Origin of the sequence: Streptomyces similanensis (assembly GCF_039543625.1) — a bacterium.
GTDB lineage: Bacteria > Actinomycetota > Actinomycetes > Streptomycetales > Streptomycetaceae > Streptomyces > Streptomyces similanensis.
The window spans coordinates 18723-34309 of the sequence record NZ_BAABKC010000036.1; the positions used below are offsets into that span (position 1 = coordinate 18723).

Here is a 15587-nt window from a genome sequence, read left to right on the forward strand (position 1 = left end):
GCTGCCGGGCCGCCCGGCCGGGTCCGCGGCGCGCGCCGAGGTCGTGTTCCGGCGCCGGCGTCCGTGTGGCTCCCTTGCGTGAGGAGCGGGTCCGTTTCGTGCCTCCGTGGCGATCGCCGCGGCAGCGTTCGCATGCGCGTAGACCGAAGGAGTAGGGAACAGCATGAGCAGTGGTGTGCAACTGGGCTCCGACCTTCCGGCGTGGCCGCAGTACGACGACACGGAGCGGACCGGCCTGATCCGTGCGCTGGAGCAGGGTCAGTGGTGGCGCGTGGGCGGCGCGGAGGTCGAAGCCTTCGAGCGGGAGTTCGCCGCGTACCACGGCGGCCGGCACGCGCTGGCGGTCACCAACGGCACGCACGCCCTCGAACTGGCCCTGGAGGTCATGGGGGTCGGCCCCGGCACCGAGGTGATCGTGCCGGCGTTCACCTTCATCTCCTCGTCCCAGGCCGCCCAGCGGCTCGGCGCGGTCGTGGTGCCGGTGGACGTGGACCCGGGGACGTACTGCATCGATCCGGCCGCGGCCGAGCAGGCCATCACCTCCAGGACCCGCGCCATCATGCCGGTGCACATGGCGGGCCAGGTCGCCGACATGGACGCCCTCGACAAGCTGGCCGCCGACTCGGGCGTGCCGCTGATCCAGGACGCCGCACACGCGCAGGGCGCCACCTGGAACGGCCGGCGGATCGGCGAGCTGGGCTCGGTCGCCGCGTTCTCCTTCCAGAACGGCAAGCTGATGACGGCGGGCGAGGGAGGCGCGGTGCTGTTCCCGACCGCCGAGATGGCGGAGCACGCCTTCGTGCGGCACAGCTGCGGGCGCCCCCGTGACGACCGCGGCTACTTCCACCGCACCTCGGGCTCCAACTTCCGGCTCAACGAGTTCTCCGCCGCAGTGCTGCGCGCCCAGCTCGCGCGCCTGGACGCGCAGATCGGCACACGTGAGGAGCGCTGGCCGCTGTTGTCCTCGCTGCTCGCCCGGATCCCCGGCGTGGTGCCCCAGCGGCTGGACCGCCGGGCCGGCCGCAACCCGCACTACATGGCCATGTTCCGGGTCCCCGGCATCTCCGAGGAGCGGCGCGCCCGGGTCGTCGACACCCTCATCGAGCGTGGTGTGCCCGCGTTCGTCGCGTTCCGCTCGGTCTACCGCACGGACGCCTTCTGGGAGAGGGGCGCGCCGGACCTGTCGGTGGACGAGCTGGCCCGCCGCTGCCCGCACTCCGAGGCGCTGACGTCGGACTGCCTGTGGCTGCACCACCGGACGCTGCTCGGCACCGAGCAGCAGATGCACGAGGTAGCCGCCGTCATAGCCGACGTCCTCGGCTCATGAGCGCGCCGTACCCGGACGGCGGGCCGCTCCGCGTCGCCGTGGTGGGGCTCGGCTGGGCGGCCCGGTCCATCTGGTTGCCGCGGCTGCGCGAGCACCCCGGTTTCGTCGTGGGCGCGGTGGTGGACCCCGACCCGGTCTCCCGCGCGGCCGCCGTCGCGGACGACCCGGACACCCCGGCCCTGGCGGCCGTGCACGATCTGGACCCCGCGCGGACGGACCTGGCCGTCGTGGCCGTCCCCAATCACCTGCACTGCGACATCGCCGGCGAGTTGCTCCGCAAGGGCGTCCCGGTCTTCCTGGAGAAGCCGGTGTGCCTGACGTCCGCGGAGGCGGACCTCTTGGCCGAGGCCGAACGTGTCGGCGGCGCCCGGCTGTTGGCGGGCAGCGCCGCACGCCATCGCGCCGATGTCCGGGCCCTGCTCGCGTGCGCCGGCGGCCTGGGGGCGGTCCGTCACGTCGAGGTGTCGTGGGTGCGCGCCCGGGGCGTGCCGGACGCGGGCGGCTGGTTCACCCGACGTCAGCTGTCGGGCGGCGGCGCGCTGGTGGATCTGGGCTGGCACCTGTTCGACGTCGCCGCTCCCCTGCTCGGCCCGGCCGGGTTCGCCCAGGTCACCGGCGCGGTCTCGGCCGACTTCATCGGGCGGGACACCGCACGGGTCTCCTGGCGCGCCGAGGAGGCCGCGGCGGGCCCGGAGCAGGGCCGGGTGAGCGGGCGGGCGCCCGGCGGCGTCATCGACGTGGAGGACACCGCCCGCGCGTTCCTCGTCACCGACGACGGAGTCTCCCTGTCCCTGCACGTGAGCTGGGCCTCGCACGAGGAGCGCGACGTCACCCGGGTCCGGGTCGACGCGAGCGCGGGCAGCGCGACCCTGCGCTGCACGTTCGGCTTCAGCCCCAACCGCCTGGAGCGCCCGGAACTGACCCGGACCGTCGACGGGCGGACGCGTGCCGTCGCCGTGCCGGAGGAGCCCGTCGGCGCGGAGTACGACCGGCAGCTCGACGAGGTGCTCCGCCGGCTGCGGGACCCGGCCGGACCGCGCCGGGCCGTCGGGGAGGCGCGCCGCACCATCGGCGCCATCGAGCGGATCTACGCCTCGGCACGCGCAGCGCAGGAGAAGTCCCCCTCGCACCGGGTGTGACCGGCTCGGCCGACCGCCGGACCGGTCCCGGGGCCGCCCCCCGTCGGGCGGAGCGGTCCCCCACCCGAGGCCGCCCCCACGAAGGAGAGCAGTACAGCACCATGAACAGTCCCGGAACCAGCCAATGCCTCGTCCGCGACGACCAGGCAGAACCGGTCAGCGGGGTCGTCTTCGACCTCGACGGAGTGCTCGTCGACAGTTTCGCCGTGATGCGCCAGGCGTTCACCACCGCGTACGCCGAGGTGGTGGGGGACGGTGACCCGCCGTTCGAGGAGTACGAGCGGCATCTGGGCCGCTACTTCCCCGACATCATGCGGATCATGGGGCTGCCACTGGACATGGAGGCCCCGTTCGTCCGGGAGAGCTACCGGCTCGCCCATCTCGTCCCGGTCTACGACGGCGTACCGGAGATGCTCCGGCAGCTGCGGGCGCGCGGTGTCCCGCTCGCCGTCGCCACCGGCAAGAGCGGCCCTCGGGCCCGTTCGCTCCTCGAACAGCTCGGTCTGCTGGACCTCTTCGCCGTGGTGATCGGCTCCGACGAGGTGGCGCGGCCCAAGCCGGCCCCCGACATCGTGCTCAAGGCTCTGGGCGTGCTCGGCTCCGCCCCCTCGCGCACCATCATGGTCGGCGACGCGGTGACCGACCTCGCCAGTGCCCGGTCCGCCGGTGTCACCGCCATCGCCGCCCTGTGGGGCGAGACCGACGAGGAGACCCTGCTCGCGGAGAACCCCGACGCCGTGCTGCGCTCGCCCGCGGAACTGCTCACGGTGTGTCTCGACGGCTCCCGCGCGCGCTGATCCCCGCCCTCGCACACTCCGCGCCCCGCCACCGAGTGTCACCGCTCCCGGAATCCGACGGAGGAAGAGCCAGTGGGATGCGTCAGGCAGTGGCCACCGCCCGTCCCGACCTGTCACGGGCCCCGGCAGGGGCTGCCCGAGTGTCGTCGACCATCGCCCTCCTTTGTTCCCAGCCCTCTCTCGACCGCTATTTCACCGGAGACCCGACGTGGGAAAAGCCGTGACGGACGTGCGGAAGCCGGCCCTGCAACAGCCCGAGTGGGACGACCCGTCACAGGTCCGGCGGATCCGTGAGGTACTGGCCGCACGCCCCCCGCTGGTCCGGGCCGAGGACGTGTGCGCGCTGCGGACGCTGCTGGCCCAGGTGGCCCGCGGCGGCGCCCTCGTGGTGCAGGCCGGCGACTGCGCCGAGAACCCGGACGACTGCGACGCCGCACACGTGTCGCGCAAGTCCGCGGTCCTGGACATGCTCGCCGCGACGCTGAAGATGGCCGCCCACAAGCCGGTCATCCGGGTCGGACGGATCGCGGGCCAGTTCGCCAAGCCGCGCTCCCGTGCGGTGGAGCGGGTCGGGGGCCGCGAACTGCCGGTCTACCGGGGCCACATGGTCAACGGCCCCGAGCCGACCCCCGAGGCCCGTCGGCACGATCCGCTGCGCCTGCTGACCTCGTACATGTCGGCCGGCGACGTCATGGAACACCTGGGCTGGCGCGGCTCGGCGTTCGCCGGGCACCAGCCGCCGCTGGTCGAACCCCGGGTGTGGACGAGCCATGAGGCCCTCGTCCTCGACTACGAGCTGCCGATGGTCCGGGAGCTGGGCGACGACCGCCGTTGGCTCGGCTCGACCCACTGGCCGTGGATCGGCGAGCGGACCCGCCAGCTGGACGGCGCGCACCTGGACCTCGTCGCCGACATCGTCAACCCGGTGGCGGTGAAGGTCGGTCCGACCACCACCGTGGCGGAGATCACCGGCCTGTGCGAACGGCTCGACCCGCTGCGGGACCCGGGCCGTCTCACCCTGATCGCGCGCATGGGCGCCGACCTGGTCCGCGACACACTGCCCGCGCTCGTGGAGGCGGTCCGGATGGCCGGCCATCCGGTGATCTGGCTCAGCGATCCCATGCACGGCAACACCGTCACCGGCCCGGACGGTCACAAGACGCGCCTGCTGGAGACCATGGCACGGGAGATACGGGGTTTTCTCCGGGCCGTGACCGACGCCGGCGGCACGGCGGGCGGGCTGCACCTGGAGACCACCCCCGACGACGTCCTCGAATGCGTCGCGGACCTCTCCGTGTTCGAGGGGAGGGCCGTCCGGCGCTCCAGCCTGTGCGATCCTCAGCTCAATCCGGAGCAGGCCGTCGCGCTGGCCTCCGTCTGGGCCGACGTGGACGTCCGCCGCGGCGCCGGGGCTCAGGCGGCACCAGTGTGCGGAGCGGCCGCTCAGCCCGTTCCCCGGTGACGCCCGTGGTCCGGCAGCCGGCGACCGGCGGCGCGAAGTGAACCGGCGTCCTGGCGGGGCCGCCCGCCCGGCTCGTGCACGCGAACCGTTTCCCTGTCCTGTCTCGGCCTCCTTCCCATCGCCAGGGAGTAGTAGGACCCATGCACCTTCTCGTCCGCGGAATCCAGCACCGGGTCACCGGTGAGATCCTCGTCCCGAACTCGAAGTACCACGCGCACCGCGCGCTGATCCTCGCCTCACTCGCCGACGGCGTCAGCCGCGTCCACGGACTGTCGGACGCCCGGCACGTCGCGTACACGGTGCGGCTGCTGCGCGGCCTCGGCGTGGAGATCACCAAGGACGCCGACACCTTCGTGGTGCAAGGGCTCGGCGGGCGGTACCGGCCGCGCCGGGAGGCCGTGTCCGCGGGCAGCTCCGGCACCACCCTGTACTTCATGATCGGTCTGGCCTCGCTGTCGGACCGCACCGTGTCGGTGACCGGGCAGAAGTACTTCAGACGGCGTCCGGTCGGGCCCCTGCTGCGCGCCCTCGAACACATGGGTGTGGAGCTGGAGTCGGCCGACGACTGCCTGCCCGTCCGGGTGCGGGGCCGCAGGCCCACGGGCGGCCACGTCACCATCGCGGGGACCCTGTCCCAGTGGGTCTCGGGCCTGATCCTGCTGGCCCCGTTCGCGACCCGGCACACCACCGTCGAGGTGACGGGCGAGCTCAACGAACGCCCTTACCTGGAGCTGACCGTGGCGATGATGCGGCAGTTCGGGCTGGAGATCGCCGTCTCCGAGGACTGGCGGCGCTTTCGCATACCGCCCGGCCAGCGGGTGCGCGGCGTGGATCTGACGCTGCCGCCGGACATCGGCTCGGCCGCGTTCGGCATCGCGGCCGCCGCGCTGCACCCCAGTGACGTGCTGCTGCGCGGAATCACCACGCTGGAGGGCGGCCCCGCCGACCATCCCGAGTTCCACTTCCTCGACGTCGCTCGGTCCATGGGCGTCCCGATGGAGATCGACAGGGCGGCCGGCGGGCTGCGGATCCGGCAGGACGCGCCCCGGCTCACCGCGGTCGACGTCGACTGCCGCGACATCCCCGACATGCTGCCGATCCTGTCGACGCTCGGCACGTTCGCGGCCGGCGCCTCGGTGTTCCGCAACATCGCGCACACCCGGCTGAAGGAGTCCGACCGCGCCGCCGCGATGCTCCAGCTCAACTCCATGGGCGGCCGTCTGGAACTGTCGGACGACGCGCTGCGCGTGCGCGGCGTGGACGGCCTGACCGGCGCCCGGCTGTCCTCCTTCAACGACCACCGCGTCCTGATGTCGCTCGCGGTGGCCTCGTCGCGGGCGCGGGGGCGTTCGACACTGACGTTCCCGAACGCGTACCGCATCTCGTACCCGACGTTCCTCGACGCGATGAACACCCTCGCCGTCCCGATGTCGGTGGAGGCCGGCTCGGCCGGCTCCGCCGGGGCCCCCACCCCGGTGCTGGAGCCGGTCGGCCCCCAGGCGGAGCCGGAGCCCGGCGGCCTCATGGCGGAGCCGGAGCCCGTCGGCCCGGAGGCGGCCTCGCGGGTCACGCTGCCGCTGTGGCTGCGCCGACGGGCCGAGGCCCGGCCCGCGGACACCGCCGTCGTGGACGTGCGCTCCGACCGGGACGAGGTGATCACCTGGGGCGAGCTGGCCGAGCAGGTGGACCGCGTGGCGACCCTGCTGCTGCGGCTCGGTGTACGGCCGGGCGAGAACGTGGCGTACCAGCTCCCGAACCGGGTCGAGTTCGTGGTGCTGTCGCTGGCGGCACTGCGCGTCGGAGCGGTGTGCTGCCCGGTCATCCCGTTCTTCCGCAAGCGCGAGGTCGGTTTCGTGCTGCGGCGCTCCCGGGCCCGCGTGCTGGTCGTGACGGACCGTCACCGCTCGCGCCTGCCCGCCGGGGAGGCCCTGGAACTGGCCGCCGAGCACGGGGCGGACCTGGACCTGGAGCACGTGGTGGTGCTGGCCGCCGCGGGCGGCTCCGCCCTGCTGCCCGAGTCCCCCGCCGGCGGACCGGCCGTACACGACTGGGAGCAGGCGCTGTCGGCGACGACGGTCGACCGCGCGGCGCTGGACGCCCTCGCGCCGACCCCGGAGATGACGGCGCAGCTGCTGTTCACCTCGGGCACCACCAGCGAGCCCAAGGGCGTCACCCAGCCGACGCGCAACTTGGTCAGGGCCGTCGCGATGGAGACGGCGCACCTCGGGCTCGGCGAGCGGGACGCGATCTGGGTGCCGTCGCCGCTCGCCCATCAGACGGGCTTCCTGTACGGCATGGTGCTCGCTCTGGTGCTGGGCGTCCCGCAGATCCTGCAACCCGAGTGGGACGCCAAGCGGGCGCTGCAGTCGCTCAACGACCACCGGGCGACGTTCGTGCAGGCCGCGACGCCGTTCCTGGCGGACTTGGTGAAGGCCGTGGAGGAGAGCGGCGAGACACCGCGGCACCTGCGGATCTTCGTGGCGACGGGGGCCATGGTGCCGCGCGGCCTCGCGGAGCGCGCCGGACGGGTGCTGGGCACCGGCGTGTGCGGGGCCTTCGGCACCACGGAGACCTGTCTGGGGGCGCTGTCGGCGCCCGACGACGAGCCCCGGCAGCGCTGGGGCTCCGACGGCCGCGCGCTGGACGGCATCGACCTGCGGGTCACGGACGACGACGGGCGGGTGCTGCCGGCGGGCGAGGAGGGCAATTTCGAGTTGCGTTCGCCCACGGTCTTCGAGGGCTACCTCGGCCGTCCCGACCTGACGGCGCAGGCGTTCACCGCGGACGGCTGGTACCGCACGGGCGACCTGGCGACCATCGACTCGGAGGGGTTCCTGCGCATCACCGGACGGGTGAAGGACGTCATCAACCGCGGCGGTGAGAAGATCCCCGTCGCGGAGATCGAGCAACTGCTGTTCGGGCATCCCGCGGTGGACGACGTCGCGGTGGTGGCCATGCCGGACGAACGCCTCGGCGAACGCGCCTGCGCCTTCGTGGTCCCGGCGCGCGGGGCGGAGCTGACCTTCGACGCGATGCGGCGTTACCTCGACGAGCACGAGGTGGCCAAACAGTACTGGCCGGAGCGCCTGGAGCGGATCGACGTCCTGCCGCGCAACCCGATCGGCAAGGTGAAGAAGTTCGAACTGCGGGCGCTGGCGAGCGGTTTGCGGCCCCACGCAGAGAACTCCCCCTGATCCCGCGCGCCCCCGGCGATATCCGCCGAGGGGCGAGGGCGGCGGACCGGAACGACGACACAGAAACAGAGGCGGAGCATGACGGACGACCAGCTGTTCCACAAGCTGCTCAGCGAGGTCGAGCAGTGGGTGGCGGGACCTGGTGAGCGGTGGGCCGAGCGCATCGAGGAGACCGGGCAGGCGCCCGAGGAGCTGTGGGCCGAGCTCAACCGCCTCGGTTTCCTGCGGATGGCCGCTCCGAGGGAGTACGGCGGCCAGGACGTCGGCTTCACCCGCTGGATGGAGCTGATGGAGGTCTTCTCCCGCTCGCACGGCTCGGTACGCATGATCGTGCACGTGGTCAACGGCATCTGGCGGGCGATGGACGGCCACGCCGACGACGAACAGCGCAAGCGGTTCGTCATCCCCTCGGTCACCGGTGACATCAAGATCGCCTTCGCGCTCACCGAGCCGGGCAACGGCACCGGCGCGGACATCACCACGTCCGTGGTGCGCGAGGGCGACACCTACTACCTCTCGGGGCGCAAACACCTCATCACCTTCGGGGTGCGCTGCGACTACTACCTGCTGGCCGCCCGGGTCGAGGGCAGCACGGGGCACCGGGGCACGGTGGCGCTGCTGGTGCCGCGCGACGCCCCCGGGGTCGAGGTCGAGGACACCTCCCACACCATGGGTGTGACGGGTACCGACCACGCGTCCCTGCTCTTCGACCGGACCCCGGTGCCGGTGGACCACCGGCTGGGAGCGGAGGGCGAGGGCCTGGAGGTGTTCCTCGGCGGTTTCCTCACCCCGTCCCGGATCTCCGTGGCGATGAGCTGTGTCGGGCTCGCGCAGCGCGCTCAGCAGCTGGCGGTCGAGTACGCCCGCCACCGCGTCACCTTCGGCAAGGCGCTCACCCGGCGCCAGGCCATCCAGTTCATGCTGGCGGAGAACGCGGCGGACATCGAAGCCGCGCGGCAGCTGGTCCTGCACGCGGCGCGCCGCTTCGAGGAGGGAGCGCCGGACGCGTCGATGCTCTCGTCGATGGCGAAGATGCACGCGGTGACGATGCTGACGAACGTCACCGACAAGGCGCTCCAGGTGCACGGCGGACTCGGCTACTGGAAGTCGAGCACGATCGAGCGGGTGTACCGCGACGCACGTGCCCAGCGCTTCGAGGAGGGCACCAACGAGGTGCAGAAGGCCGTCGTCTTCCGTGAACTGCTCCAGCGTGCCACGTCCCAGGACCCGGAAGGAACGATTCGATGAACAGCGCGCACCGGAAGAACGGCCCGCACGGGAACCGGACGCCCGACCGCGAGCTGGTCTCGCTGATCACCGGGGCGTCACGCGGCATCGGCCGCACCCTGGCCCTCACGCTCGCCGGGCGGGGAGGCACCGTGGTCGTCAACTACAAGAAGAACGCCGATCTGGCGCAGAAGACCGTCACCGAGATCGAGGAGGCCGGCGGTCAGGGTTTCGCCGTCCGGGCGGACGTCGAGACCACCGAGGGCGTCACGGAGCTGTTCGACGAGGTGGCGCGGCGCTGCGGACGGCTCGACCACTTCGTCTCCAACGCGGCGGCCAGCGCGTTCAAGAACATCGTCGACGTCGGCCCGCACCACCTGGACCGCTCGTACGCGATGAACCTGAGGCCGTTCGTGCTCGGGGCGCAGCAGGCCGTGAAGCTGATGGACAACGGCGGGCGGATCGTCGCGCTGTCCTCCTACGGTTCGATCCGCGCCTATCCCACCTACGCGATGCTCGGCGGTATGAAGGCCGCCATCGAGTCGTGGGTGCGGTACATGGCGGTGGAGTTCGCGCCCTACGGCATCAACGTCAACGGTGTCAACGGCGGTCTGATCGACTCCGACTCGCTGGAGTTCTTCTACAACGTCGAGGGCATGCCGCCCATGCGGGGCGTCCTCGACCGCATCCCCGCGCGCCGGCCGGGCACCGTGCGGGAGATGGCCGACACCATCGTCTTCCTGCTCGGCGAGGGGGCGGGCTACATCACCGGGCAGACCCTCGTGGTCGACGGCGGGCTCAGCATCGTCGCGCCGCCGTTCTTCGCGGACGCGGGCGAGGCCCTGGAGCTGCCTCCCCGGCCGACGCGGGACGCCTGAACGGAGCGACCGGCAAGACCGACGGGAGGGAGAGCAGGTGCTGGACCACGTCTTCAGACCCTGCGCGATCGGTGGTCTGACGGTGCCGCACCGCGTCGTCATGGGCGCCATGCACCTGAATCTGGAGACCCTCGGCGACGGCGGCGCCGCCCTGGCCGCGTTCTACACGGAACGGGTGCGGGGCGGCGCCGGCCTGATCGTCACCGGCGGCTCCGCGGTGAACGCGGCGGGTTCCGGGGGCCCCGGTTACGGCGTGCTCGACGACGTGGACCACAGGGCGGCGCTGGCCCGGGCCGCCCGCGCGGTGCACGACGCCGGGGGCCTCATCGCCCTCCAGCTCTTCCACGCCGGACGGTACGCGCTGCCCGGCGCCTCCGGTGCGGACGGCGCCCCGCCCCTCGCGCCGTCCGCCGTGTACAGCCGGTTCTCCCGTACCGCTCCGCGGGCGATGACCGGCCGGCAGATCACCGAGACCGTCGCCGCCTTCGCCCGGGGCGCCACGGCGGCGTACGAGCTGGGCTTCGACGCGGTCGAGGTGATGGGCTCCGAGGGCTATCTGATCAACCAGTTCACCGCGCCCCTCACCAACCGCCGCGACGACGCCTGGGGCGGTGACGCCGGGCGGCGGCGGCGCTTTCCCGTCGAGGTGCTGCGGGCCGTACGGGCCGCGGTGCCACCGGGTTTCCCGGTCCTCTTCCGGATGTCGGGCGCCGACCTCGTCGACGACGGCACTCCGTGGGAGGAGACGGCCGCGCTGGCTGTCGCGCTCGCCACGGCGGGCGCCGACGCGCTCGCGGTGGGCGTCGGCTGGCACGAGTCCCCGGTGCCGACCGTGCAGGCGCAGGTGCCCGCGGGGACCTGGGCCGTGTACGCCCAGCGGGTCAAGCGGGCACTGCGGGCGGCGGGACACGAGGCGGTGCCCGTCATCGCCTCGAATCGCTTCAACCAGCTCGCCCAGGCCGATGAGGTGCTGGCCGGGGGCGACGTCGATCTCGTGGCCATGGCCCGCCCGTTCCTCGCGGACCCGGCCATCGTCGAGAAGTCCCGCACCGGGTCGGACCTGTCGGTGGATCTCTGCATCGCCTGCAACGAGGCGTGCATCGACCGGTCCTTCGGCACCGAACGGGTGTCCTGCCTGGTGAATCCGCGGGCGGGCTACGAGAGCGTCTTCCCGGGCCGGCGGTTCCCCGCGTGCCGGAACAGGTACGCCGTCATCGGCGCCGGGCTCGCGGGTCTTGAGGCGGCCCGCACGCTGGCGCGACTCGGGCACGAGGTCGAGGTGTACGAGGCGGCGGGCGAGCCCGGCGGCCAGTTCCGACTGGCCGCCCGGGTGCCCGGCAAGGCGGCCTTCGGCGCGACCGTACGACAGCGCGTGCGGGAACTCGCGGCGCTGGACGTGCCCGTGCACCTCGGGCACCGCGTCGGTGTGCGGGACGTGCAACGCCTGCGCGCCGTGGACGGAGTGGTCCTGGCCACCGGGGTCCGCCCCCATCGGCCGAACCTGCCCGGCGTCGACCTGCCGCACGTCCTCGACTACGCCCGGGCCTTCGCCGCCCCCGAGGCGCTCGGTCCGCGGGTCGCCGTCATCGGCGGCGGCGGAATCGCCGTCGACCTGGCCCACCTCCTCGCCGGGGGAGCCTCCCCCGCCCTCACCCCGGAGGAGTTCCTCGCCTCGCGCGCCCTCACCGCGCTGCCGGGCGCGGTCCCGGTGTCAGGGCCCGGCGCCGCCCCGGCCGGCGGTCACCGCCGGGTCACGGTGATGCGGCGCGGCGGCAGGATCGGCGCCGGCATCGGGCCGTCCACCCGCTGGGTGGTCCTGGAGGAATTGCGCGCCCGCGGCGTGCGCCTGCTCACCGACGTCGGGTACGAGGGGATCACCCGGGAGGGTGTCGTCGTCATCGGGGCCGACGGGGAACGGCGGCTGGTGGCAGCCGACCATGTCGTCCTCGCCACGGGTCAGCTAAGCCGACGGGAAGTCGTCCCCCTGCTCCGCCAGGCCGGCGTTCCCTTCGAGATCGCCGGTGGCGCCGACGACGCCCGGGCGCTCAACGCCGTACGCGCCACCGCGCAGGGACTGCGCGCCGCCCACCGCATCGTGGAGCGGACCGGGTCGGGGGAGCCGGGGCGAACCGGGTAGTGCGGGATCTTTGGAAGGTTCTCGCCCGGAGCGGAGCGCGGCGTCGTCGCGCCGGGCGGGTCATCCGGGCTCACCGCGCAGGTAGCCCGGCAGGCTCTTGCGGTTCTTGACGGCCAGTTTGCGGTAGACCCGGGTCAGATGCTGCTCGACCGTACTGGGTGTGATGAACAGCTTCTCCGCGATCTCCCGGTTGGTGTACCCCATGACCGCCATCGAGGCGATCCTGCGTTCGGAGTTGGTCAGGGAGGCGACGACCGCCGTCCTCCCCTCGTCCTCCGCCAGGCCCGCGTCGCCGCTCGCGTCCGGCAGCAATTCCCTGCACAGCGGCTCCGCCTGACACAGGTGTGCCACCCGCCAGGCACGGCGGACGATCACCCGCGCCCGGCGGCGTTTGCCCAGCGCGTGATAGGCCCGGCCCAGGTCGGACAAGGTCCTGGCCAGCTCGTAGGCGCAGCCGTCCGCCTCCAGGAGGTCGGCGGCCTCGCCGAGCAGGCGCGGGCGCTGTCCCAGCGAGCTGAACACGGCCATCAGGCGCAGGGCGAGCGCCCGGCTGACGGTGTCCTCCGGCCCCGGCGAGGTCAGCTGGTCCTTCACCAGGCGCTTGGCCTGGTCCCGGTTGCCCTGGAGCAGCCACGCCTCGGCCGCGCTGGTCCGCCAGGGCACGATGCCGGGCAGGTCCAGGCCCCACTTGCCCATGAGTTCGCCGCAGGAGAGGAAGTCACCGAGCGCCGCGCGCGTCCGGTTCATGGCCAGATAGTAGTGTCCACGGGCGTACAGGTAGTGCAGCCCGTAGCGGCTCTGGAACATCTCGTCGGGGACGCTCCGGGTGACCAGCTCCGTGGCCTCGTCCAGTTCCCCCATGCGGGTGTGAGCGAGGATCAGTGTGCCCAGGGGCAGACCGACGGCGGTGCCCCACCCCTGGACGGACACCTGTTCCAGGGCCGATGTGCCACGCTTCACCGCCTCGCGGAGGTCGCCTCGGCGCAGCCGGATCTCCGCCTCGGCGGCGTCGAGGACGCCTTGCCACATCGGGGAGAGCTGCCCGTTGTGTCGCTCGTCCAGGCTCCGGCACCGGTTGGCCGCTTCGCTCAGCCGGCCGCCGTAGACGAGGGACATCAGCGCGAGGAGGGTCGCTTCCTCGGCCCAGGGGGTGTTGTGGTTGAGGTCGAGCTGGCCGAGGACGTGCGAGGCCCATTCCTGCGTCTCGTCGCCGCGCCTGCGCACGAGGCCGCCGGAGAGCACGCCGATCGACTGGAGCCAGAAGGTACGGCCCCGGGTGGTGGGCGCGCCCTCGGGGTCGGTGGGCGCGGACCCGCTCTGCACCCGTCCCGCGAGCGGCGGATAGGTGCAGGCCAGCCACACCTCCATGGCGTGCAGTTCGGCCGGCTGGTTCAGCGGGCCGGCCGGGGGGACGATTCCCGCGGACGGCAGCCGCGCCGCCCGTTTGCGGAGCAGCGAAAGGATGTCGGCGGCCTCCTGCGTACGGTGCATCCACAGCAGTTGCCGCACGAGCAGCATCGTGTCGTAGGGGCCCAGTTGATCGTTGCGTACGGCTTCGGTGAGCGCGAGCAGGTGCCGCAGTGACGCCGAGGGGTTGAGCTGCCACTCGGCCTGGGCGAGCCTGGCCCGGATCTCCCAGCGGTCGCGGTCGTTCGTGCACGACCGTTGTGCCGAGTTCAGGTACCGCAGGGCGCGTTGCACCTCACCATGCAGCAGGGCCTCCGAGGACACCTCCAGCAGGACGCGCAGCGCCCAGGGTTCCTGTACCCGGCCGGCCTCGGCCAGGTGACGGGCGGCGGCCGCGGTGGCGCCCTTGTTGTAGAGCAGTCGTGCTGACCGGTGGTGCAGTTGTTCTCGGTCGGCGGGGGGCACGTCGTCCAGCACGGCGCGCGCGGCCAGCGTGTGCCGGAAGCGGCCGGCCCACAGCAGTCCGGCCTCGGTCATGGTGCGCAGTGCCCGCTCGACGGTACCCGGGTCCGCGTCGATCAGCGCTGCGAGATCGTCCGGTGAGGCATCGTCGCCGTAGACCGCCATGGCGCGAGCCACCCGCAGTATGTGGGCCTCGCTGCGGTGCAGGCAGTTCAGCAGCGCGCGCCCGTAGTCCTGATGGCGGGCGTCGCCACCGAGCCGCTCGCCATGGATCAGGGCGTCGAGCAGCAGGGGGTTGCCGCCGCTGTAGGTGATGAAGTTGTCGCCCAGCTCTCGGGCCGCGCCCACGCCGAGGCGCAGGGTGATCAGGGTGCGTACGGATTCCGGGGAGAGCGGTGTGAGGCGGACGGACGTGACGGAGGACTGGCGCAGCAGCTCGGCGTGGAAGGGCCGGTGGGCTCCGCTCGGCCCGGCGAGTTCGGTGAACACCATCACCAGCGGTACCGAGCTGAGCCGGCGGACCAGGTACAACAGGCACTGCTGCGACGCCGCGTCCATGTGGTCGATGTCGTCCACGCACACCACGACGGGTGTGGTGGCGGCCAGTTCGATCACGGGCAGGAAGAGGTCGTACCAGATGTCGGCCCTGTTGCGCTCCACGGCCTCGTGCATGCTCTCGGCCCGGGCCGACCTCATGAGTGCGCGCATCACCGGTGAGACGCGCCCGCGCAGTTCCGCGGGGAGCGCCGGGTTGTCGAACAGCTGGCTGAGGGCCCCGAACGGCAGATCCCGCTCCTCGGGGGAGCAGACGACGTTCAGCGGGATGACCTCGACGGACTGGGCGTACTCCGTGACCTCGCGCAGGAACTCCGTCTTGCCCGCGCCGACGGTCCCCTCCAGCAGGAACAACTGCCCTGTCCCCGGCGGGGGTGACGCCAACCACGCCCGAACGCGGTTGAGCGGTGCTTCTCGTTCCCTCAACACGGGCACCCGCGCCTGGTGCGGGCCGGAACCGGGGGACGGGGCGACCGGCGGCAGGCCCCGTGTCATGCCTCCCCCCGCGTCGCATTCGACTGTCGGCATTCCGCCCCGTCGGAGCTGGACTTCACGGATAAGGAGTTCATGCATCTCCTTGAAAGGCTGGACACACGTTCCGGTTGCCACGTTAACCGATCAACATCCCGTTCGGTAGTGTCGCTTTTTGTACGCACGGCCCTCACCTGCGGGAGTCATGACCGGACAAGTCGCTGAGCTGCGGCCGGTCGAGCAGCCGTTAGTACACTGCTTCGCTGCGACGTGCAACCAGATGGAGGGGGGTGTTTTCGGACTACGGAACATGTGGGTGAAGGAGACCTCGAAATGAATACCCCTCCATGAAACAGTCAAGATTCAGACGTTTTCCCCTCCTCTCCCGACCTCCGGGACAAGCAATGTGCAATCAATGATTCCTAATGCGTCCGCCAAACTGCGAGCGCGAGGACACCCAGGTGTGCCCTTCGCCCCCGGCGCGTGTGCGCTCGCGTGCACACGTGCAGCGGGAATGCGACCTCACCCGTG

At 72.3% G+C, this 15587-nt stretch carries 9 protein-coding genes; 8 read left to right on the top strand and 1 reads right to left on the bottom strand.

Annotated features, from left to right (window positions below; translation table 11 throughout):
• The first annotated feature begins 163 nt into the window (after positions 1–163).
• From ABEB07_RS11250 to ABEB07_RS11285, 8 genes are all read left to right on the top strand, one after another.
• The gene (locus ABEB07_RS11250; protein WP_345668151.1) at positions 164–1327 is read left to right on the top strand and encodes a DegT/DnrJ/EryC1/StrS family aminotransferase; all 1164 of its coding nucleotides are present in this window, start codon (positions 164–166) and stop codon (positions 1325–1327) included.
• Positions 1324–2466, top strand: a complete 1143-nt coding sequence (locus ABEB07_RS11255) for a Gfo/Idh/MocA family protein (RefSeq protein WP_345668152.1) — start codon at positions 1324–1326, stop codon at positions 2464–2466. Before ABEB07_RS11250 ends, ABEB07_RS11255 begins: the two co-directional genes overlap by 4 nt.
• A 101-nt stretch (positions 2467–2567) precedes the next feature.
• Positions 2568–3263, top strand: coding sequence for an HAD-IA family hydrolase (locus ABEB07_RS11260; protein WP_176146646.1), 696 nt, complete (start codon positions 2568–2570; stop codon positions 3261–3263).
• 208 nt (positions 3264–3471) lie between these two features.
• Complete coding sequence (locus tag ABEB07_RS11265) at positions 3472–4725, top strand: 3-deoxy-7-phosphoheptulonate synthase (protein WP_345668153.1); 1254 nt, start codon at positions 3472–3474, stop codon at positions 4723–4725.
• Between the two features lie 140 nt (positions 4726–4865).
• Positions 4866–7919: a 3-phosphoshikimate 1-carboxyvinyltransferase gene (gene aroA / locus ABEB07_RS11270; RefSeq protein ID WP_345668154.1), complete on the top strand. Its 3054-nt coding sequence runs from the start codon at positions 4866–4868 to the stop codon at positions 7917–7919.
• 78 nt (positions 7920–7997) lie between these two features.
• Entirely contained in the window at positions 7998–9167 is a 1170-nt protein-coding gene (locus ABEB07_RS11275) for an acyl-CoA dehydrogenase family protein (RefSeq protein WP_345668155.1), read from the top strand.
• The gene (gene chcA, locus ABEB07_RS11280; RefSeq protein WP_176146650.1) at positions 9164–10024 is read left to right on the top strand and encodes a 1-cyclohexenylcarbonyl-CoA reductase; all 861 of its coding nucleotides are present in this window, start codon (positions 9164–9166) and stop codon (positions 10022–10024) included. Before ABEB07_RS11275 ends, chcA begins: the two co-directional genes overlap by 4 nt.
• 37 nt (positions 10025–10061) lie before the next feature.
• Positions 10062–12161, top strand: coding sequence for an oxidoreductase (locus ABEB07_RS11285; RefSeq protein WP_345668157.1), 2100 nt, complete (start codon positions 10062–10064; stop codon positions 12159–12161).
• A gap of 60 nt (positions 12162–12221) precedes the next feature.
• Here the strand turns inward: ABEB07_RS11285 and ABEB07_RS11290 are convergent, their stop codons facing one another.
• Complete coding sequence (locus tag ABEB07_RS11290; RefSeq protein WP_345668158.1) at positions 12222–15158, bottom strand: helix-turn-helix transcriptional regulator; 2937 nt, start codon at positions 15156–15158, stop codon at positions 12222–12224.
• Between the last annotated feature and the right edge of the window lie 429 nt (positions 15159–15587).